The sequence below is a fragment of the Pseudoalteromonas sp. SR44-5 genome (genome assembly GCF_014163675.1).
GTDB classification, from domain to species: domain Bacteria; phylum Pseudomonadota; class Gammaproteobacteria; order Enterobacterales; family Alteromonadaceae; genus Pseudoalteromonas; species Pseudoalteromonas rhizosphaerae.
Window position 1 is genome coordinate 91,369 of the sequence record NZ_JACJDT010000010.1, and the last position, 19,114, is coordinate 110,482.

The window sequence follows — 19,114 nt, forward strand, 5'->3', positions numbered from 1 at the left end:
AAGAGAAATTAATTATAATTATTATCTTGATAAGAATTTCATATCGATTTCACGCCATTAAGGTCATAAAGATGCTAGATATTCACTGGTTAAAAACTTTTGTCACATTGGCTGAGTTAAAGCACTTTGGTAAAACAGCCAATGCGCTGCATATGACACAGCCAAATGTTAGCTTGCATATTAAGCAGTTAGAAAAAACGACACGGGTTAAACTGATAGAACGTAATCCTTTTAGTTTGACCCAAGCAGGTTTACGGCTATTAGAGTCTGGACAAAAAACCTTATGGGAATTACAGGTTTGCCAATCTGACTTAAATGCGATTAATGATCTCAGCCAAGGCACACTGACAATTGCCGCCAGTGATATAATTTCTCGTTTATTGTTGATTGAGCCTTTTCAGCTTTTTAAGCGCCAGTTTCCTGGCATTGACTTTACTTTGCTCAATACAACGTCTTCGCAAGCGTCAGCATTGGTTAAAAGTGCTGAAGCTGATTTAGGGTTTGTGATTGCCCAAAAAGAAAGTGAGCCGCTGCATTTTACGCAATTACAGCAGATAAAATGGTGTGCATTAGGTAATCATTTAAAGTTATGGCAGCAGGCCAAAAACGATAACAATGTTACATTGACTGAGCCGCCAACATTAATCTTACTCGGCCATGATACGCGAACCCGAGACTTGCTCGATAGTGCCTTGCCATCTTTAAACTTACCAAATTACCGGGTGATGGAAGTGGGCAGTGTCGATGCGCAAATTGATTGGGCTGAAGCGGGGTTTGGCGTTGCCATCGTGCCAGAGTTTTCCCTGCGCAGTAAAGCAAATCTAACTACTACAGTGACCGCATTACCGCAATTTCCAACTACCAGTTTAGGTTATATAGTGAGGCAAAATCAGGTACTTTCAAAAGCGATAAAGCAATTACTACATTGGGTAAATGAAGAAATCTCCCGTACTCATCTTGCATAGTATTTATATCTTAACTGTACGGCTATGTACTTTTTGATTCAGTTATTTTTATGTGTAAGGGTTTTTACCTTCAGCTACTAGTACACAAAAAATCCGTAAATCTAATTCGAGTTGATGGTAGCTTGGCTCCATGTGGCAGCACAGGGCGTAAAAGCTTTTGTTGTGGTCTTTTTCCTTAAAGTGGGCGAGCTCGTGTACTACTAAAGCTTTGAGTAATTCCTCTGGTGCACGCAGTAAATCACTGTTGATGGCTAAATCGTGCTTGCGGGTTTTACCTTGCATACGATACGTATGAGTACCTAGCGCGTTAGTGACCATATCGCCTTGTTTTTTAAACGCGGCGCGGCCAAACGGTGGCGCATTTTTTAAATAGCGCTTTTTAAGCTCAGTGGCGTATGCGTATAACGACTTGTCACTGGTAATATTATGGGAGCTTGGGTATTTTTTAGTTAAATACGCGCCGTGTTTATCATTTTCAATAAGCTGCATTACTTGCGTTACAATTTGCTCTGGATAGCCGCTAAAATAGCGTTTAAAATCACTCATTCAATACTTCTTTGTAGTTAATTAATTTTCAACGCGAGTCAAAAAAGGCTGGCTTGACTGGCTTCTTTTTCACCAGTGAAAGGGTTTAGCACGGGGTGCTGGTAACCTAAATCTTGGCAAAACTCGCGTGCTAATAATGGTGCTTGGCGGTTATCTGCAGTATGAAAAAATACATACGGGTGCTTACCCTCATCAAGCCATTGTTTTACTTTTTTAAGCCACGGTTGGTAATAGCTTTTATAGTCATGATCTAAATCGGCAATCACAAAGCGGGCCATAGGTTGATTGCCTGTTGCAATGGCATGCACGGGTAAATGGGGCTTTTTTTGTTGGGCATCGATGAGTGCTTCAGTGTTCGGCTTAACTGCAAATAATGCGCGGGTGTCCATTGAGATACGGTTGACATTGTTTGCTATTAATAGCTGATTAAAGGCAATTTCGGCTGCGCCTTTCTTAAAAAATTCGGGGTGGCGAACTTCAACGCCGTAGTTTAAACCTGTCGGGAGCTTGGCAATAAACTGTGCTAATAACGGCAGTTGTTTGGGGCTAAAACTACTTGGTAGCTGCAACATGATTTGCCCAACATGAGACAATATTGGCTCGAATAAATTAAACCATTCAGTGAGTTCGTCATCGATATGAGTAAGCTGTAATTCATGACTAAAGCGTCGATGGAATTTAAAAGTAAATTTAAAGTCATTGCCGACAGCATCACGCCAGCGATTTAATGATTCAACACTAGGATCGGCATAAAAGCTGGTATTGCCTTCGACTGAATTAAACACCTGTGCGTATTCGTGCAACATATCGGCATTTTTGCAGTGACTTGATAATAAATTGCCTTTCCACGCGGTACTTGACCACTGCGGACACCCTAAATACAACATAAAACGGTTAACTGATTGTGTGTTTTGGCTAGTATACCAAATCTATAAATTGAAAGCATAGTAGCTGCTGCCGAGCTCGCATTTTCAAGTAACTTGGGTATAATGCTCCCCCTAAAATGATTTATAAATAGTGGCTTATTCTCCCTCAAAAACAGCAATTCTTAGGGGAAGCGGCTATTCGTCTTTACACTGACAGGAAAACTATGCGCTCTATATACTGCGGACAGCTAAATAAAACTCACGTAGATCAAGAAGTTGAACTATGTGGTTGGATCAACAAACGACGTGACCTTGGTGGACTTATCTTTGTCGATTTACGCGATAGAGAAGGTTTAGTACAAGTTGTATTCGATCCTGAAGTTGAAGGCTTAATGGATACCGCGAATACATTACGTCAAGAATTTTGCGTACAATTAAAAGGTGTAGTTCGCGCACGTCCTGACAGCCAAATCAACAAAGATATGGCAACGGGTGAAGTTGAAATTTTAGGCACAGGCCTTACTATCATCAACCGTTCAGAGCCGTTGCCACTTGATTTTAATCAGGTAAACTCTGAAGAGCGTCGCTTAAAATATCGTTACTTAGACCTTCGTCGTTTAGAAATGAGTGACCGTATTAAACTACGCGCTAAAGCTAGCAGCTTTGTGCGTCGTTTCTTAGATGAAAATAATTTCTTAGATATCGAAACGCCAGTACTTACAAAAGCTACCCCAGAAGGAGCGCGCGATTATTTAGTACCGAGCCGTGTTCACAAAGGCAGTTTTTACGCATTACCGCAGTCTCCGCAGTTGTTCAAGCAATTGTTGATGATGTCGGGTTTTGACCGTTACTACCAAATTGTTAAATGTTTCCGGGATGAAGATTTACGTGCTGACCGTCAGCCTGAGTTTACTCAAATCGATATAGAGACCTCGTTCATGAGCTCTGCTCAGGTACGTGGTATCACAGAAAAAATGATCCGCGAAATGTGGCAGCAATTGCTAGACGTGGATTTAGGCGAGTTCCCAATCATGCCTTACGCTGAGGCAATGAGCTTGTATGGTTCTGATAAGCCTGATTTACGTAACCCAATGACATTAATTGACGTTGCCGATTTAGTAAAAGACGTCGAGTTTAAAGTTTTTTCTGGTCCTGCCAATGATGAAAAAGGCCGTGTTGCGGTATTAACAGTACCAGGCGGTGCATCACTTTCGCGTAAGCAACTAGATGACTACACTAAATTCATCGGCATTTACGGCGCGAAAGGGCTTGCGTGGATGAAAGTAAACGACCGCGGTGCAGGCGCTGAAGGCGTGCAATCGCCAATCGCTAAGTTCTTAAATGAAGAGGTGATCAACGAACTTCTTGCACGCACTAACGCACAAACTGGCGACATCATTTTATTCGGTGCTGATAAACGCAACACAGTAAACGAAGCTATGGGCGCGCTACGTATTAAGATTGGCCTTGATTTAGAGATCACTAATCTAAATAGCTGGGCTCCGCTTTGGGTTGTTGACTTCCCAATGTTTGAAGAAGACGACGAAGGTACATTGCATGCTGTTCATCACCCATTTACAGCACCAAAAGATGTAAATGCAAGCGAACTTGAAGCAAACCCAGCAGCGGCTATTTCAGATGCATACGATATGGTACTAAATGGCTACGAAGTAGGTGGTGGTTCGGTACGTATTCATAATACAGATATGCAAGAAGCAGCGTTTAGAATCCTAGGTATTGATGCACAAGAGCAGCAAGACAAGTTTGGTTTCTTACTTGAAGCGTTAAAATACGGTACGCCACCACATGCTGGTTTAGCGTTCGGTTTAGACCGTTTAGCAATGCTACTGTGTGGTACTGATAATATTCGTGACGTGATTGCTTTTCCTAAAACAACCCAAGCGTCGTGTTTGTTAACTAACGCACCAAGTAAAGCAAATGCAGATTCGCTTACAGAGCTTGCTATTAGTGTTGTTGAAAAAGCTGAAAAATCAGCAGAATAAGTGATTAATTAGCACTTAATCTTACTATTGATTTAAAACCCTTAAGTGTAGGCTTAAGGGTTTTTTTATGGTGTAATCAAAATGGTTTAATAAAAATATATTAAGGATAGTAAATGAGTATTAGTGCAACTTTGCTTGGTGAGTTCTTGGCTTTGATATTTATAGTATGCATCCCATTTTTTACGTGGATAAGTTATCGCCTTGGTAAAAGAAAAACAACAACACCGGTTATTGTTGCTGTAATTGGTGGGCTATTAGCGATTATTCCTATTTTTGGGTTGATCTATATCGCAGTTCTTGCTTTGAAAAACGATTTAGAGGTTAAGCATTCGAGTGTTTAAAGAGTTCGATTATTTCGATCAGCAATTTTCAAAATGTTTTGCCAGCGCGCAGCGCTTTAGTGACATTGAGTTTGAACAGTGCCAGTTTATTGAATGTGATTTTAGTCATAGTCAATTTAGTAATTGTCGTTTTATTGAGTGTGAATTTATTAACTGTAATTTAAGCGATTTAAATTGGGGTTATAGTTCGTTAGAAGAAGTCAGCTTTGTTGATTGTAAGCTCAACAGTATTCAATGGGCGCAGGTAAATTGGCCACAATTGTCACTTACTTCATCGGTGAGTTTTAAAAATTGCCAACTTAGTCATAGCTCGTTTTATGAGTTACAGTTAAAAGGCTTGATCATGACGGACTGTTTTGCCAAAGATGTTGATTTTAGACAGGCTAATTTAGCTACCAGTGATTTTAGTAACACTGATTTTAGAGATAGCCTGTTTCAGCAAACAAACTTGAGTAAAGTAAACTTTGTCGGTGCGATGCATTTTAATATTGATATTAAAAATAATAATGTTAGCCGGGCTAAGTTTGAGCGCTTTGCAGCGTTAAACTTACTCAGCGGACTAGATATCGAGCTGGTGGATTAGCCGTTATGACACGGCTAATCTAATGCTTAATTAGCAGGCAGGGCCATTTTTATTTCGTGCGCTGGCAAGTGCGCGGGCAATTTCAAGTAATGCAGGGGAAATATCACTGGCGCCATCTTTGATGAGTTTTGATACATCACCTGATGAATACAAACTATCGCGTGGTGATTTAATGCCTAATTCACGCACAAAATCTTTAGTCTTGCCGGTGCTGCCTGTTTCGATAAATTTGAAAATAATACGCTCGTTATTATTTTTTGGCTCTGTTTCTAGCGTTTTGATTTCATCTTGATACGCTTCAATTCTGCTTTGTAAAATATCGATACGCTGTTCGATGCTGTTGTATGATTTCATGGATAGGTTCTTTTCTAAATAGACGTTAGGACAATACGACTATTATCGCATAAATTTATAATAATTATTTTTTTCTTTAAAACTCTTCTGCTGTTTTAGGTACCTCGTTTTATTGCAATTAATATTCAAAAGCTTAAAGTACTTTATAATTTAAATAAAATAAGTCGAGCAAATTAATGCCACTACCTTTTAAGTACCTTGTGAGCTTCTTCTTTCTCATAGTCAGTGCCGTCGCCAGTTCCGCAACAAACAGCGAAATGATTGTTGATAAAGCGCGTGACCGCGCGATCCCGATCAGTATTTCATTACCAGCATATAACGAGCATTGTAGCCAACAAACAAAATGCCCTGTGGTATTTATTAATGCCGGATATGGTATTGCGCATACTGACTATCAGTTTGCGGCTGATATATTTACAGCTAAGGGCTATTTAACCATTGCTGTAGCCCATGAATTAGACAGCGATCCTGCGCTCAACCGCACGCCACCTTATATGGCCACTCGTATGGAAAACTGGCATCGTGGTGTGGTCACTCTTAAATTTTTAGTGACCGAGTTGAGCCCTCGCTACCCAGAGTATGATTTTACGCGGTTAACGTTATTTGGCCATTCTAATGGCGGTGATATAGCCGCGCTTTACGCGGCGATTTATCCTAAGCAAGTGAGTCAAATTATTACGCTTGATCATCGGCGTATGTTGTTACCTCGCAATAAAAACATTCGGGTTTTAACGCTTCGTGGCAGTGATTACCCTGCGGATAATCAGGTATTACTCAATGAAGATGAATTAGCACAGTATCCGGTTACGCAGATTTCGATAGAGAACTCACGCCATAATGATATGTATGATGGTGGGCCTGCTGATTTAATAAATGAAGTGAAAAAAAATATAAAAGAGTTTTTATTATATTAAGCATCTAATGAAGAGATAAGTGTTGTTTAAAAGGAGCAAATTAACAATGAAATATTTTTTGCAAGGAAGCATAATTTTTTTACTTTTAATTATGTTGATGCCTTCTTATGCAGAAGTAAGGGAGGCTGATTCAACAGCGGGATTACATGTAACAATTGATGTAAAACCTAATGGCAATCTAATAGTCACTGAGCAGTTTGATATAACGGCCGGTGGTTATATATTCAAGCATGGTATTTATAGACGAATCCCATTATTACTTGAGGGCCGTTATGGTGGTGAATATTTAGCTGGCTTCAAGATGCTAAGTGCTCAGTTAAATAATACATCAATACCTTATCAAGCAACCATTTCAAATGGCAACGCAATCATAAAAGTAGGTGATCCTAAAAAAGAGTTAGATTATGGGCCTGCTAGCTTTATTATTACTTATCAACTATCAGATGAAATTCGGTTTTTTGAAAATTATGATGAGTTATATTTTAATGCCATTCCTCATCAATGGGCAACTTCAATAGAGAAGTCAATGGTTGTAGTTAACCTACCAGAACAAACCAGCGTCCTAAAGTACAAAGCCTATACCGGCTCTTACACAGAGAAAGAAGATAATTATATTGTTGATAATCCAGTACAAAATCAATTTAGGTTTACTGCTACGCAAGACTTAGGTTTAGGGGAGGGGATGACAATTGTTCTCGCGCTTCCTAAAGATATAATAGATCAACCTTCGGTATTTTATTTTATATTTTTACTGGATTTTTTAGAGTGGATTTTGCTTATCACGTTTTCGGGTACGGTGGGTGGTTTTGTTTATTGGTCTTGGCGTAAGGTTGGTATATATCCAGATGAAAATGTCGATACTCCAGATATTACTGATGTGCCCAGTGAAATTAGCCCTGCAATAATTAATTACATATTAAACCACGCAATTTTTTCAAATAGTACAATGAGAGATTTAACTTCTGCCAGCACTCACTTAGCTATTAAAGGCTATCTAGGCATAAAATATGAATACCTCCCCTCTGATAGTGGTATTAAAGAAGGTTCATTTTATACCCATACATTAACATTATCACTTAAGACAAACCTACCAAACACTCCTTTACCAAAAAATGAACAATGTATTCTCGATTGGGTTATTAAACAGGGTGGGAGTTACCAAGTTAGCCGTGAAAATAGAAAGAAAAATCGAGAACTCTTTAAACTTTTTTCTAGTGCGATTAGCAAAGACTTAAAAGCGACAAGTATTTTTACGTGGAATATTAAATACACACTTTTTACTGTTGCTCTGTCGTCGGTATTTGTTAGCTTACAATTGATATTTGGCGTTTCAGATTGGACTGATATTCTGTGGGGGCCGCTTGTTATTCTTATGACTGCTCCCGTGTGCATTATATGGTTGGCTATTTACGAAAGTATTTTTGAGGACACTGATGGGAATGTTGAGCCACAGTGGGAAAAAAAGTGCTTACTTATATGTATTACTTGGCTTCCTTGGATGTGGCTTCTTTGTAGTTTTGTACCCTTGTTGTCGATCTCGATGGCTTTTTTATTGTTACTTAGTATAACTGCATTATCTTTAAATCGCGGCCCCTCCCAATACGGGAAGCCATTACTGGTAAGTTCAATGCAAATACGGAAATATATATCCGCTAAAAAACTGCCTGAAGACGATCTATTGCTCACTGAAACTGAATATGAGAAATTTTTACCGTATGCAATTTCGCTGGATTTGCATGATGAATGGTGTGCTCGATTTGATAATGTTCTTAGGTTTAAAAGAGGACAATTTAGAAAACAAAAAAGACGTAAAAAGAAGAAAATTTCAGAATCTCTCAATCCTTATAGATATACACCGATGTGGTTTTCAGGTGGTTTTTCTGACCAGACAGAATTTCTTAATTGTGTAGATGGAATGAGTTATTCAGCTTTGGGAAACTCAAGTGTTTCATCCTCTATGTCGAGTTCAGGCTTCTCCAGTAGTGGCGGTTTTTCTGGCGGAGGAGGAGGTGGAGGTGGCGGAGGTGGTTGGTAGGCAAATGATAAAAACACCAAATTTCAGGTGTATAAATCAAATGCCTAAGCGGGAAGTTTGTTGTTAATCAACCAACTCACTTACAATCAGTGGGTTGTTATGCAGGGTTTTATGCACAGGGCATTTGTCGGCAATTTCTAATAGGCGCTGGCGCTGAGCGTCACTCAAATCGCCCACCAGGGTGATTTTACGAGTGATGGCTTCGAGTTTGTCGGTTTGCTCGCAGTTATCGCAATCGGCGTGATAATCACGGCTGTGGTCCAGTTCTACCTTTACGTGTTCAAGTGGCAAGTTTTTACGACTTGCATACATACGTAAAGTCATCGCTGTGCATGCACCAAGTCCAGCAAGTAAGTGGTGATAAGGGTCTGGGCCTAAATTATTACCGCCAACACTTAGTGGTTCATCAGCCAGCCAAGTATGATCCTTGGTACTTACATGCTGAGTAAAGACATGATCTTTCTCTTCAACTAATACATTGCCGCTGCTAAGTTTGGCACTGTACTGGTTTTTATCAAAATCCACATAACGTTTTGCCCATGATGCTATAACGTCTGCTGCGTAGTCAGCATCGTCTTTGTTAGTGAGTAAGTGGTCGGCGTTATCCAGACTAATAAAGCTTTTTGGATGTTTAGCAGCGGCGTAAATCTTTTCAGCTTCAGAGATATTTACTGTGGCATCAATAGGGGAGTGCATAACTAATAAAGCACGTTTTAATTTACTGATATGGCTGTGGTCGTAATTGGCAATGTCGTCCACAAACTGTTTTTTAATGGTAAATTCTCGCCCTGCTAAATTTACCTTGGCTTCGCCCTTGCTATTAATTTCATCAAGATGAGCGGCAAAGTTATGCGCTACATGTTGCGCATCTGATGGTGCGCCTATGGTGGTAATGGCTTGTACTTCAGCAATGTGTTCGGCAGCTGCTAGTACCGCTGCGCCCCCTAAACTATGACCGATTAATAATTGTGGCGCTTTAAAGTGTTCACGTAAGTGATCTGCCGCGGCAATTAAATCTTGGATATTTGATGAGAAATTACTGTTGGCAAAATCACCGTCGCTATTACCAAGGCCAGTAAAATCAAAGCGTAATACCGCAATACCTTGTTGAGTGAGTGCTCGGCTAATTCGACTTGCTGCGGCTATATCTTTACCACAGGTAAAACAATGGGCAAACAAGGCATAAAATTTAATATCACTGGCGGGTGTTTCAAGCTGACCGGCGAGTGTTAAATCACCACTTTTGAACGAAATTTTTTGGCGCATATGTTACCTTTGCTTAATGAAAGAGGTTAGTGAAGAATAGACCATTAAAGTGCGTTTATAATTACAGTTGTTTTGGCGTTTTATCCACAATAGCAACATTTTGATTTGCATCAAGTAATAAACGCTTACCCAGCTAAAGAGGACATAAGTCCTTATGTTTTTTTGCCCGTTTTATTATGCTCGCGAAGCGCTACAATGGAGCAACTGCTATGATTAGCAAAGGCTTTTAACAACTTAATTCATTGGATACGAACATGCAATTACCTACCGTTGATTATAAAGCGAGCGATGCGGCCGCTCAATTTGTTGAGTCTCTTAGAAATACGGGCTTTGGTGTATTAAAAAACCACCCAATTCCACAGTCTCTTGTTGAATCAATTTATAAAAATTGGCAGGATTTTTTTAATTCTGAACAAAAACATGAATTCTTATTCTCTAAAGACACTCAAGATGGCTACTTTCCGCCTTCGGTATCAGAAGTTGCAAAAGGCTTTACAGTTAAAGACATTAAAGAATACTTTCATGTTTATCCAAAAGGCCGTGTACCAGCGCAGTTAGAAGCAGATATTCGCGAATATTATCGTTTAGCCAATGAATTTGCTGCGACATTGTTAAGCTGGGTGCAAGCTGAAGCACCAGCGGATGTGCGTGCTAAGTTTTCAATCGATTTAAAAGATATGATTGCTGATTCAGAGCAAACATTATTACGTATATTACATTACCCGCCGATGACAGGTGATGAAGAACCTGGCGCTATTCGTGCTGCTGCACATGGTGATATTAATTTATTAACGGTATTACCTGCTTCAAATGAGCCAGGCTTGCAAGTACAAAAAACAGATGGCGGTTGGTTAGATGTGCCATGCGATTTTGGCAGTTTAATTATTAACATTGGCGACATGTTGCAAGAAGCGTCAGGTGGTTATTTTCCGTCGACTATTCACCGTGTTATTAACCCTACTGGCAAAGCGTCATCTAAGTCACGTATTTCTTTGCCGTTATTTTTGCACCCGCGTCCAGATGTGGTGTTATCAGCGCGTTATACTGCTGACAGTTACTTACAAGAGCGTCTGCGTGAGTTAGGTGTTAAATAGCATCACTCAAGTGATGATAGCTTTTCAACAGCGGCCACAGTGCCGCTTTTTTGTTTTTTAAGGTTGTGTTTTTTTAGTGAGTTATAGTGTGATGTGGCTAGTTAAATTTGGCTGACGCTATTTCAAACGTGAATATACCATGCATTATTGCGTACGATCGGTATAATGCGCCATTGGCCGATTGGGCCTTAAAATTATTGAGAGAAAATATGAGTTTTGATGGGTTAGGTTTATCACAGTCTTTAGTTAATGCGGTTTTAGAAAAGGGCTATGAAACGCCAACACCAATTCAAGCTCAAGCCATTCCAGCGATCATTGAAGGTCGGGATGTTATGGCTGCAGCGCAAACTGGTACAGGTAAAACAGCGGGTTTCACTTTACCGTTAATTGAGCGCTTATCAACAGGCCAAAAAGCCAAGGTTAACCAAGTTCGTGCTTTAATTTTAACTCCAACCCGTGAGCTGGCATTACAAGTAAGCGAGAATGTTGAAGAGTATGCTAAGCATTCTAATATCAGTTCTTTTGTTGTGTACGGTGGTGTTAAAATTAATCCGCAAATGATGCGTTTACGCAAAGGTGTAGATATTTTAGTTGCCACTCCGGGTCGTTTAATGGATTTGCATAACCAAAATGCCTTGAAGTTCGATAACCTCGAAGTGTTGGTGCTTGATGAAGCTGATCGTATGCTTGATATGGGCTTTATTCATGACATTAAACGTATCATCAGCAAGTTACCTGCTAAACGTCAAAACTTGATGTTCTCAGCGACGTTCTCAGACGATATTAGAGCGCTTGCGAAAGGGCTTATTAATGATCCGGTCGAAATTTCAGTCGCTGCAAAAAATACCACGGCAAAAAGTGTTACCCAATGCGTTTATGCGGTAGATAAAGCACGTAAAACCGCCTTGTTAAGTCATTTAATTCGTACTAATGATTGGCAACAAGTGTTGGTATTTAGCCGCACTAAACATGGTGCAAACCGTTTAGTAAAGCAGTTAGAGCGCGATGATATTGTTGGCGCTGCAATTCATGGTAATAAATCTCAAGGCGCGCGTGTTAAAGCGCTTGAAGGCTTTAAAAGTGGCGAAGTACGCGTACTTGTGGCAACGGATATTGTTGCCCGTGGTTTAGACATTGTTGAACTGCCACATGTAGTTAACTATGATTTGCCTAATGTGTATGAAGATTATGTGCATCGTATTGGTCGTACCGGCCGTGCGGGTGCATCTGGCGACGCAATTTCATTTGTAACACCGGAAGATGCTGATGACTTATACGGTATTGAACGTTTTATCGGTGAATTGATCCCACGTGCAAAAGAAGCTGGTTTTGAGCCAACAAAAGGAGTGCCTGAAAGAGAGCTTGATGCACGACCTATCAAACCTAAAAAGCCTAAAAAAGCGGGTCAGCCTTTTTCTAAACCTAAGTCTGATAGCAAAAAGCCAAATAATAACGGCGGTAATGGCATCGGCCCACGCCGTGGTGGCTCAGGCAAAAAACCTGCTGCTAAAGCCGCTGGTGAGCAAACACAAAACCCATGGGCTAAGCGTCAATCTGTTGGTGGCAGTGGTCAACGTCGTCGCTCTGGTAATGATGGCGCGAGTAACACGTAATAATATTTTGATAAAAACGCGCCTAAGCTGGCGCGTTTTTTTATGCTTTTTATTTCTATAATGCTTTAAGATAATTAACTGCTAAGCCAATAAATAAGGTGACGGTGACACTTAAAAGTGTACCGAGCATAACATATTCGGTGAGTTTTTTATCTTTACTGGCACGTAAGTCGCCAAAGCGAAATACCGATTTTGCTGCTAATAAAAAGCCAACGCCAGCCAACTGATCTAGCAAAATAAATGTAAGCATTAAAACTCGCTCAAGCATGCCAATACTTTGCCCCGCTGCTGGTAAACTTCCTGTGGAGCTAAACCCGGTAGTGAGACGCTCTAACATCATACGAATGAACACAGCACTGGGACTCAATACCAGTAAATAGCCACATAGCACCCATAATGTAGTGGGGGTTATCAGCCATTGCCAAATGCTGGTAATAAATTCACTGTTGTCGCTCAACCACACAGTCAGTAGTAGTATCACGACAAGATGAGCAAGTTGATCAATGATAAATGGCACAACCCCTTTGTTTGAATATGATTTTGCTAAATCAATTAAGTAGTGGGTCACGATAACAATAGCTGTGGCAATACCGATACGCGAGAGCTCTTGCCAGCCAAAACTAAACTCCCACCAGCTGACAATTGCTGCCGTAGTTAGACCGTGCACTAGCACATGCAAGTACAGTTTTTTAGCACGAAAGTGACGTGTATTACGGTTATTAACCCAACTCATTGGCTGCCAATAAAAATCAGCTAAAATATGACCGATAAATAATGCAACTAATAACAACATAAAACTCATTTTTTTACTCCTATCACGGCATTAGCAATGGCCTGCTCTGCATAGTCTAAAAAACGCTCGATCAACTGATAATGTGCAAGATTAAGTAACTTGGTCACATTCTCACGACTGGTTTTTAATTGTTTAGCAAGTTCACTATGTTGATTGTTTTCTGCGGTTAAATAGACATATAAGGCATTCGCTTGTTTGTGTGTCATTTTGCTCAGGAGCACGTCAATAAAAGCTAGATTAAGGGTTAAGCCATCATTTTTGAGTTCATCAATACTGCTAAGAGTAAAGCGTTGGTTATGGATTTCGTCAAGACCGCGCCCCGATAATGTAAATGCAGAGCCTGTTGCTGTTTTAATATCGGCTCTAGCATTATCTATTTCACCAATGGCAAGGCTTTGGCGAATTTCATAGCCGGTGGCTTTAAGATGTAAGTAAAGTAGCACTGCGACACGGCATACTTGGGGTGGTTGATTTATTTGCACCTGAAAAGCATCGCCTCGATAAATAATACTTTGTCCTAGATGGCGTTGAGTAATTGCTCGCAAACTTTGGTCGAGCTGGTAGAGCATCGCATCGTAGTCGTGCTTTGGAATATGTTGTGATTTGATCACATCACCGCTGATCACCGCAATCATAAATGTCCTTGATTTAAGTTACATAAAGAAAAGTAACCAATTTTGGTTACATGCTTCAATGTAACTAATTTAGGTTACTTGTAAGCTAAATGCAAGGGCTTGAAATTAATCAGGGTATGCTACAGTAGTGTGATTAATTTAAAAGGGATAACGCATGAGTCAAGAAATACATAGTACAACGGCGAAAAAGCCGAGAGTGGGGATTTTTGTCGATGTCCAAAATATTTATTACACCTGTCGAGAGAGCTACCGAAAAAACTTTGATTACAATGCCTTTTGGGCAAAAATCAGTGATGACTATGATATAGACTGCGCGATTGCATATGCAATTTATCGCGGGGACGAAAAGCAATCTCAATTTCAAAATATTCTTCGTGCGATTGGTTTTGAGGTAAAGCTAAAACCATTTATTCAGCGTAAAGATGGCAGCGCAAAAGGCGATTGGGACGTCGGCATCACCATCGACATGCTAGAACAAGGTAAAAACCTCGACAAAGTTATTTTACTCTCCGGCGACGGGGATTTTGCCTTATTGCTGGGTCATTTACAGCATCATTATAATGTACCGTGTGACGTCTATGGCGCTGATAGACTGACGGCTGATGCATTAAAACAAAGTGCGGCACAGTTTTTTTGCATTGATGATTCCCTGTTACTTTGAAACTAATGTATTAAAAATATAACATTATGTTAAAAATATTTGACATGGTGCGAGCTCACTCTTATATTCATTAATGTTAAGTATACTTAACATAAAATTTATTTTTATAAGGGGGGGATATGAGTTATACACAAAAATCGCGGTTACTTGAGATGTGCATAACGATGGTTGTGTTGTTTAATTACTTGCAGTCAGTATTATCAATGACGCCAGAAGCTCAGATGGATCCGTTATTAGCAAGTGGCTTGTTGATATCACTTACGATACAAACCGTTGTAATGCTTATTGTGATGCACATTATCTTAGCGATATTTAATACTAAATATGCGGATCAAGCGAAAGATGAACGTGAACAGGCTATTGCCTTAAAAGCAAAAAGTGTTGCACTACTTATTTTACAATTAGGCGTTGTGAACGCGGTGTTTGCAATGCTGATTGACCCACATTTTGGGTTTGCAATTAGTCCGGTTCACCAGTTAGTAATCGCAGCGTTGGTGAGCGAGATAATCGGCGCTGGGGCCGAAGCTTGGCTATTATATAGAGGTTAGAATGGCAAAGTTAGCGATTACTAATACGATCCGTACATTACGGTTTCAGCATAATGAAATGACGCAGCAGCAATTAGCTGAAGTCGTTGGGGTGACGCGTCAAACAATTGCCGCAATTGAAGCGGCAAGGTATTCACCGTCGCTGGAGGTCGCTTTTAAGATAGCGATTGTTTTTAATCTACCACTAGAAAAAATATTCCAATATCGTCAGTGAATCTTTACTAAATTATTTTCTTTGGTAAACTGAATGCATATTCTGCATTTTTATTTATGTTTTTGGCCATTTAAGTTATGAAAATAGTGTTATAAATCACCATTTTTGTTGTTTTTTTAGGTAATAATGTCATTTTTAAACCTTATTATTACGTTAAAAGATAGTCGACACTAATTTAATTGATATTAATTATTTATTTAATTCAATTAATTAGAGATAAATGTGGGATATGTGAGATTTTTTATAAAAAACTTAATGACAACGCTGTCATTTTTTGTGTAACATTAATTCAACATGGGTTGCGGGTGAATCGCATTAAGATAATAAAAAACATGCGATTAATACAAATATAAAACGAAGGTTAGAGGTCGTTAAATGATGGCTAAGAGTGCGAATGAGGACCAATTGTATATTGGTATCGACGGTGGCGGAACTAAGTGCCGTGCAACTATATACTCTGCGCAAAACGGGGTATTAGGAACAGGTTTAGGTGGCCCTGCGAATCCATTACATGGGTTGGAGCGCACATTAGAGTCAATAATGGTATCTACACAATTGGCGATGCGCGATGCAGGTTTGCCATTAGAGTCTATTCATCAAGTGTATGCCGGTTTAGGATTGGCGGGTGTTAATTTACCGAACTTATATGAAAAAATAACAGAGTGGGAGCACCCATTTAAACAAATGTTTTTAACTACTGACTTACATACGGCGTGTATCGGGGCTCATGAAGGCGGTGATGGTGCTGTGATAATCACGGGTACTGGCTCATGTGGTTTTTCATATGTAAAAGGGCAGTCGGTGAATTACGGCGGTCATGGTTTTGCACTTGGCGATAAAGGCAGTGGCGCATGGATGGGCTTAGAGGCAATTAAAGCGGTGTTAATGGAGCTAGATGGTTTAGGTCCTCACACGATAATGACGCCAGTGGTTAAAGAGCATTTTAATGTCACCACAGCAATGGGCATTGCAGAGCAAATGGCCGGACAACCGTCAAGTAGCTATGCAAAACTTGCTCGCTATGTATTTGATGCAGCACACCAAGGCGATCAAATCGCTTTAGCCATTGTAAAAGACGGAGCGCAATACGTGAGTCAGTTAGCGCATCGTTTATTAGAGAACAATCCTCCGCGTTTATCTATGATCGGTGGTCTTGCAGAGCCTTTAAATCAATGGCTTGACCCAGCAATTGCAAAACTCGTTGAAGTACCAAAGCAACCGCCTGAAATGGGCGCAATTTATTTTGCACAGCAATCAGTATTAGAGCAAAACCAAAAGGTAGCACTGTAATGAAAACCTTCTATCGCGCGACACGTTTATTCACGGCTGAAAAATTTCTAGATAATGCATTATTCAGCGTTGAAAATGGCATTTTTCATCTTGAAACTTCCACCACAGGCAGTGTTATTGAGCTAAATGGTTTAGTTGCGCCAGGCTTTATCGATGTACAAGTTAATGGCGGTGGCGGGGCATTTTTTAATGCTGAGCAAAGCACACACTGCTTAGATCGTATCGCAAAAGCGCATGGTCAATTTGGTACAACGGCACTGATGCCAACACTTATCACCGATAAAGTTGAAACCATGCAAGCAGCTGCTGATGCAACAGCAAAAGCAATATGCGAAGGGGTCGCGGGTGTATTAGGTATTCACTTTGAAGGTCCGCATTTGTCTTTTCCAAAAAAAGGCACACACAGTGAGCAGTTTATTCGCCCAATTAGCGAACAAGAATTTGCCATTTATGCGCGTCAAGATTTAGGTATCAAAATGGTTACCTTAGCGCCAGAAAATGTCAGCATTGCTGATATTGAGCGCTTAGTGGCGTGTGGTGTAAAAGTATCACTAGGTCACACTAATGCTGACTATACAACGACAATGGCGGCACTCAATGCTGGCGCCGATGGGTTTACACATTTATATAACGCGATGTCGCCGTTTACATCGCGTGAACCAGGCGTGGTTGGCGCTGCGCTTTGGCATGATAACAGCTGGTGTGGCTTAATTGTTGATGGGCATCATGTACATCCATTGTCTGCACAATTAGCTATTCGCACCAAACAGCGCGGCAAAATTATGTTAGTCACTGACGCAATGCCACCAGTGGGTACCGATGATATGGAATTTGATTTTTTTGACGGGCGCAAAGTAATTCGTACTGGGGATAGATTAAACTCAAGTACGGGCGAATTAGCAGGCAGTGTATTAGACATGGCCAGTGCAGTGCGTAATACCATTAATACATTGGATGTAAGCCTCAGTGAAAGTTTACGCATGGCTGCACTGTATCCAGCAGAATATTTAAACCTCAAGAAAAAGGGACGTTTACTTGATGGCTTTGATGCAGACTTTGTGGTGCTCGATGAACATCAGTTTGTAAAAGCAACTTATATTGCAGGTAATGCAGTGTAACGTTTCCCTGTAAAGACCCCGCAGTTGTATCGCGGGGCTTTTTATTTAAGAGTAAAAATAATGACAACAGCACATACAGACACAAAGCCGAGTAAAAAGCGCTTAGCATCTCTTGATGCTTTACGTGGCATGGATATGTTTTGGATTTTAGGTGGGCAATCTATTTTTGCCGCTTTATTTGTTTTAACCGGTTGGACTGGTTGGCAGGTATTTGAAGCGCATACGCTACACAGTGCATGGCATGGATTTACATTTTACGATTTGATTTTTCCGTTATTTATCTTTTTATCAGGTGTGGCGATGGGCTTAGCACCAAAACGCATCGATCATCTGCCATGGCAAGAGCGAAAAGTTTTTTATGCTAAAGCGTTAAAGCGGTTATTGCTATTGTGCGGGTTAGGGGGGATGTATAACCATGGTTGGGGCACAGGTATTCCGCTTGCCTTCGATGAAATACGCTATGCGAGTGTACTTGGTCGAATAGCGATTGCATGGTTTTTCTGTGCAATGCTAGTGTGGCATACCAGTATTCGCACACAGCTCTTTACAGCAATCGCTCTCCTGCTAGGGTATTGGATCTTGATGTGTTTTATTCCTGTACCAGGAGGTAACGCTGGTGATTTAAGTGCACAGGGGAGTTGGAATGCATGGTTTGATTCGCATTTTTTACCCGGTATTAGTTATCAAAATAGAGCCGTCGACCCCGAGGGCGTGTTATCGAGTCTACCAGCTATTGTGAATGCCATGTTTGGGGTATTTGCAGGACAACTAATCGCCAGAGCAAGTAAGATTGGCGAATGGCAAACAGCAGGCATATTATTTGTTGCAGGTGTTGTGAGTGTTTGCTTAGGTTGGCTTTGGGATTTACAGTTTCCAGTTAATAAAGAATTATGGACCAGTTCATTTGTTTTAGTCACAGTCGGGTGGAGCGCAATATTACTGGCTGTGTTTTATGCAGTGATTGATATTCTCAATGGCCAAAAATTAGCTTATCCGTTTGTGATTATTGGCGCTAACTCAATCATTATTTATTTGGCATCAAGCTTAGTGAATTGGGAGTTTATAAGCCATAGCGTGTTTGGTGGCTTTATTGCAGCTGCAGCTACCGATTGGCAGCCACTGATTGGCGTGGTTGCGCTTTTGCTGGTGCAAATGCTTTTATTACATTGGATGTATAAGCGCAAAATATTTGTCAGTGTTTAGCTGGCTAATGTACAGCACAGTAAAAAAGGTAAATTTTTATTCACTTTTACTTTACAAACTAAAATTGAATGG

Annotated in this window: 20 protein-coding genes; 14 read left to right on the forward strand and 6 right to left on the reverse strand. The window is 40.3% G+C overall.

Annotated elements, in window-relative coordinates; translation table 11 throughout:
- The first annotated feature begins 71 nt into the window (after nucleotides 1-71).
- Nucleotides 72-965, forward strand: a complete 894-nt coding sequence (locus tag H5154_RS08005; RefSeq protein ID WP_145242350.1) for a LysR family transcriptional regulator — start codon at nucleotides 72-74, stop codon at nucleotides 963-965.
- A gap of 48 nt (nucleotides 966-1,013) precedes the next feature.
- Here H5154_RS08005 and H5154_RS08010 read toward each other — a convergent pair whose 3' ends face one another.
- Together H5154_RS08010 and H5154_RS08015 are read right to left on the reverse strand one after the other, a co-directional pair.
- Nucleotides 1,014-1,511 (reverse strand): M48 family metallopeptidase, encoded by a 498-nt coding sequence (locus tag H5154_RS08010; protein ID WP_149982946.1) that lies wholly within the window; start codon nucleotides 1,509-1,511, stop codon nucleotides 1,014-1,016.
- 38 nt (nucleotides 1,512-1,549) lie between these two features.
- On the reverse strand, nucleotides 1,550-2,398 hold the full coding sequence (locus H5154_RS08015; protein WP_182717961.1) for a DUF72 domain-containing protein: 849 nt from the start codon (nucleotides 2,396-2,398) through the stop codon (nucleotides 1,550-1,552).
- 203 nt (nucleotides 2,399-2,601) lie between these two features.
- On the opposite strand from H5154_RS08015, the gene aspS reads away from it, so the two are divergent.
- The 3 genes from aspS (at nucleotide 2,602) to H5154_RS08030 (ending at nucleotide 5,304) form a co-directional block, all read left to right on the forward strand.
- Complete coding sequence (gene aspS, locus H5154_RS08020; RefSeq protein ID WP_145242380.1) at nucleotides 2,602-4,380, forward strand: aspartate--tRNA ligase; 1,779 nt, start codon at nucleotides 2,602-2,604, stop codon at nucleotides 4,378-4,380.
- Nucleotides 4,381-4,493: 113 nt separating this feature from the next.
- The gene (locus H5154_RS08025) at nucleotides 4,494-4,721 is read left to right on the forward strand and encodes a hypothetical protein (RefSeq protein ID WP_149982948.1); all 228 of its coding nucleotides are present in this window, start codon (nucleotides 4,494-4,496) and stop codon (nucleotides 4,719-4,721) included.
- A complete protein-coding gene (locus H5154_RS08030; protein WP_182717962.1) occupies nucleotides 4,714-5,304 on the forward strand; it encodes a pentapeptide repeat-containing protein in 591 nt (196 codons plus the stop codon). Before H5154_RS08025 ends, H5154_RS08030 begins: the two co-directional genes overlap by 8 nt.
- 30 nt (nucleotides 5,305-5,334) lie before the next feature.
- On the opposite strand, the gene H5154_RS08035 is transcribed toward H5154_RS08030, so the two are convergent.
- Nucleotides 5,335-5,658 carry a hypothetical protein gene (locus tag H5154_RS08035; protein ID WP_182717963.1) on the reverse strand — a complete coding sequence of 108 codons (324 nt, stop codon included), beginning with the start codon at nucleotides 5,656-5,658 and terminating at the stop codon, nucleotides 5,335-5,337.
- A 176-nt stretch (nucleotides 5,659-5,834) separates the two neighbouring features.
- Between H5154_RS08035 and H5154_RS08040 the strand changes: the two genes are divergently transcribed.
- Nucleotides 5,835-6,572, forward strand: coding sequence for an alpha/beta hydrolase (locus tag H5154_RS08040; RefSeq protein ID WP_182717964.1), 738 nt, complete (start codon nucleotides 5,835-5,837; stop codon nucleotides 6,570-6,572).
- Nucleotides 6,573-6,618: 46 nt separating this feature from the next.
- A complete protein-coding gene (locus H5154_RS08045; RefSeq protein WP_182717965.1) occupies nucleotides 6,619-8,607 on the forward strand; it encodes a DUF2207 domain-containing protein in 1,989 nt (662 codons plus the stop codon).
- Between the two features lie 63 nt (nucleotides 8,608-8,670).
- Here H5154_RS08045 and H5154_RS08050 read toward each other — a convergent pair whose 3' ends face one another.
- Nucleotides 8,671-9,873 (reverse strand): bifunctional alpha/beta hydrolase/OsmC family protein, encoded by a 1,203-nt coding sequence (locus tag H5154_RS08050; protein WP_182717966.1) that lies wholly within the window; start codon nucleotides 9,871-9,873, stop codon nucleotides 8,671-8,673.
- Between the two features lie 254 nt (nucleotides 9,874-10,127).
- On the opposite strand from H5154_RS08050, the gene H5154_RS08055 reads away from it, so the two are divergent.
- The gene (locus tag H5154_RS08055) at nucleotides 10,128-10,967 is read left to right on the forward strand and encodes an isopenicillin N synthase family oxygenase (protein WP_145242335.1); all 840 of its coding nucleotides are present in this window, start codon (nucleotides 10,128-10,130) and stop codon (nucleotides 10,965-10,967) included.
- Nucleotides 10,968-11,176: 209 nt separating this feature from the next.
- On the forward strand, nucleotides 11,177-12,580 hold the full coding sequence (locus H5154_RS08060; protein ID WP_182717967.1) for a DEAD/DEAH box helicase: 1,404 nt from the start codon (nucleotides 11,177-11,179) through the stop codon (nucleotides 12,578-12,580).
- Nucleotides 12,581-12,635: 55 nt separating this feature from the next.
- On the opposite strand, the gene H5154_RS08065 is transcribed toward H5154_RS08060, so the two are convergent.
- Complete coding sequence (locus tag H5154_RS08065) at nucleotides 12,636-13,382, reverse strand: DUF3307 domain-containing protein (RefSeq protein WP_149982955.1); 747 nt, start codon at nucleotides 13,380-13,382, stop codon at nucleotides 12,636-12,638.
- Nucleotides 13,379-14,008 (reverse strand): hypothetical protein, encoded by a 630-nt coding sequence (locus H5154_RS08070; RefSeq protein WP_145242329.1) that lies wholly within the window; start codon nucleotides 14,006-14,008, stop codon nucleotides 13,379-13,381. The genes H5154_RS08065 and H5154_RS08070 overlap by 4 nt, the downstream gene beginning before the upstream one ends.
- Nucleotides 14,009-14,162: 154 nt before the next feature.
- Between H5154_RS08070 and H5154_RS08075 the strand changes: the two genes are divergently transcribed.
- The 6 genes from H5154_RS08075 (at nucleotide 14,163) to nagX (ending at nucleotide 19,042) form a co-directional block, all read left to right on the forward strand.
- Complete coding sequence (locus H5154_RS08075; protein ID WP_179959226.1) at nucleotides 14,163-14,669, forward strand: NYN domain-containing protein; 507 nt, start codon at nucleotides 14,163-14,165, stop codon at nucleotides 14,667-14,669.
- 119 nt (nucleotides 14,670-14,788) lie between these two features.
- Complete coding sequence (locus H5154_RS08080; RefSeq protein WP_149982956.1) at nucleotides 14,789-15,217, forward strand: hypothetical protein; 429 nt, start codon at nucleotides 14,789-14,791, stop codon at nucleotides 15,215-15,217.
- Between the two features lies 1 nt (nucleotide 15,218).
- Nucleotides 15,219-15,431, forward strand: a complete 213-nt coding sequence (locus H5154_RS08085) for a helix-turn-helix transcriptional regulator (protein ID WP_182717968.1) — start codon at nucleotides 15,219-15,221, stop codon at nucleotides 15,429-15,431.
- A gap of 375 nt (nucleotides 15,432-15,806) precedes the next feature.
- Complete coding sequence (gene nagK / locus H5154_RS08090; protein ID WP_182717969.1) at nucleotides 15,807-16,721, forward strand: N-acetylglucosamine kinase; 915 nt, start codon at nucleotides 15,807-15,809, stop codon at nucleotides 16,719-16,721.
- Nucleotides 16,721-17,839: an N-acetylglucosamine-6-phosphate deacetylase gene (gene nagA / locus H5154_RS08095; RefSeq protein ID WP_182717970.1), complete on the forward strand. Its 1,119-nt coding sequence runs from the start codon at nucleotides 16,721-16,723 to the stop codon at nucleotides 17,837-17,839. The genes nagK and nagA overlap by 1 nt, the downstream gene beginning before the upstream one ends.
- A 60-nt stretch (nucleotides 17,840-17,899) precedes the next feature.
- Nucleotides 17,900-19,042 (forward strand): transmembrane glucosamine N-acetyltransferase NagX, encoded by a 1,143-nt coding sequence (nagX, locus tag H5154_RS08100; RefSeq protein ID WP_182717971.1) that lies wholly within the window; start codon nucleotides 17,900-17,902, stop codon nucleotides 19,040-19,042.
- Nucleotides 19,043-19,114 lie beyond the last annotated feature (72 nt).

Excerpts from the sequence above, each read along its gene's own strand:
- H5154_RS08015 (WP_182717961.1), bottom strand. The coding sequence starts at position 2,398 with ATGTTGTATTTAGGGTGTCCGCAGTGGTCAAGTACCGCGTGGAAAGGC.
- H5154_RS08070 (WP_145242329.1), bottom strand. The coding sequence starts at position 14,008 with ATGATTGCGGTGATCAGCGGTGATGTGATCAAATCACAACATATTCCA.
- H5154_RS08055 (WP_145242335.1), top strand. The coding sequence starts at position 10,128 with ATGCAATTACCTACCGTTGATTATAAAGCGAGCGATGCGGCCGCTCAA.
- nagX (WP_182717971.1), top strand. The coding sequence starts at position 17,900 with ATGACAACAGCACATACAGACACAAAGCCGAGTAAAAAGCGCTTAGCA.
- H5154_RS08010 (WP_149982946.1), bottom strand. The coding sequence starts at position 1,511 with ATGAGTGATTTTAAACGCTATTTTAGCGGCTATCCAGAGCAAATTGTA.
- H5154_RS08040 (WP_182717964.1), top strand. The coding sequence starts at position 5,835 with ATGCCACTACCTTTTAAGTACCTTGTGAGCTTCTTCTTTCTCATAGTC.
- H5154_RS08065 (WP_149982955.1), bottom strand. The coding sequence starts at position 13,382 with ATGAGTTTTATGTTGTTATTAGTTGCATTATTTATCGGTCATATTTTA.
- H5154_RS08035 (WP_182717963.1), bottom strand. The coding sequence starts at position 5,658 with ATGAAATCATACAACAGCATCGAACAGCGTATCGATATTTTACAAAGC.
- nagA (WP_182717970.1), top strand. The coding sequence starts at position 16,721 with ATGAAAACCTTCTATCGCGCGACACGTTTATTCACGGCTGAAAAATTT.
- nagK (WP_182717969.1), top strand. The coding sequence starts at position 15,807 with ATGATGGCTAAGAGTGCGAATGAGGACCAATTGTATATTGGTATCGAC.
- H5154_RS08085 (WP_182717968.1), top strand. The coding sequence starts at position 15,219 with ATGGCAAAGTTAGCGATTACTAATACGATCCGTACATTACGGTTTCAG.
- H5154_RS08075 (WP_179959226.1), top strand. The coding sequence starts at position 14,163 with ATGAGTCAAGAAATACATAGTACAACGGCGAAAAAGCCGAGAGTGGGG.
- H5154_RS08025 (WP_149982948.1), top strand. The coding sequence starts at position 4,494 with ATGAGTATTAGTGCAACTTTGCTTGGTGAGTTCTTGGCTTTGATATTT.
- H5154_RS08060 (WP_182717967.1), top strand. The coding sequence starts at position 11,177 with ATGAGTTTTGATGGGTTAGGTTTATCACAGTCTTTAGTTAATGCGGTT.
- H5154_RS08080 (WP_149982956.1), top strand. The coding sequence starts at position 14,789 with ATGAGTTATACACAAAAATCGCGGTTACTTGAGATGTGCATAACGATG.
- aspS (WP_145242380.1), top strand. The coding sequence starts at position 2,602 with ATGCGCTCTATATACTGCGGACAGCTAAATAAAACTCACGTAGATCAA.
- H5154_RS08005 (WP_145242350.1), top strand. The coding sequence starts at position 72 with ATGCTAGATATTCACTGGTTAAAAACTTTTGTCACATTGGCTGAGTTA.
- H5154_RS08045 (WP_182717965.1), top strand. The coding sequence starts at position 6,619 with ATGAAATATTTTTTGCAAGGAAGCATAATTTTTTTACTTTTAATTATG.
- H5154_RS08050 (WP_182717966.1), bottom strand. The coding sequence starts at position 9,873 with ATGCGCCAAAAAATTTCGTTCAAAAGTGGTGATTTAACACTCGCCGGT.